This is a genomic window from Bradyrhizobium sp. CCBAU 45384 (assembly GCF_028128665.1).
Classification (GTDB): Bacteria; Pseudomonadota; Alphaproteobacteria; order Rhizobiales; family Xanthobacteraceae; genus Bradyrhizobium; species Bradyrhizobium manausense.
This window is the reverse complement of the sequence record NZ_LBIZ01000025.1, coordinates 1-488: the sequence shown is the minus strand read 5'-3', so window position 1 is coordinate 488 and position 488 is coordinate 1. Positions and strand designations below refer to the sequence as shown.

General features: G+C 65.0%; 1 protein-coding gene. It reads right to left on the bottom strand.

Annotation, left to right across the window (positions count from 1 at the left end; translation table 11 throughout):
* Positions 1-488, bottom strand: a 488-nt coding sequence (locus XH80_RS02835; protein ID WP_271597241.1) for an Ig-like domain-containing protein, incomplete at both ends; no start/stop codon positions are given.

Here is a 488-nt window from a genome sequence, read left to right as displayed (position 1 = left end):
GCCGGCGTTCAGATAGTTGTTCTGGATCCCCGTCGCGCTGGTGATCGCTTCGCTGCTGATCGTCGGCGCGGTCTTATCGACCGTGATCGCCTGGGTCGCCGTCGTCGCGGCGTTGCCTGCGGCGTCCGCGACATTGGCCTTGACCGTGTAGCTGCCGTCGGCCAATGCCTGTGCATCGGTCGCACTGACGTTGACCGACCAGGCCCCGCTCGACACTGTCGACGTATAGGTGTCCTTCACGTTGTTTGAGGCATCGACGATCGTGATCGTCGCAACCTGGCCGTTCACGCCGGAACCGCCGTCGGAGGCCGTGCCACTGATTGTGAGGCCAGCCGCCGCCTCAGTCTTGTTGATGGTGTTGTCGCTCGCTATCGGGCTCGTGATCGCAATCGTCGGCACGGTGGTGTCGACCGAGATGCCGTGGGTGGCCGAAGCCGGGTTGCCGGCGACGTCGGAGACGCTGGCGGAAACCGTGTAGCTGCCGCCGT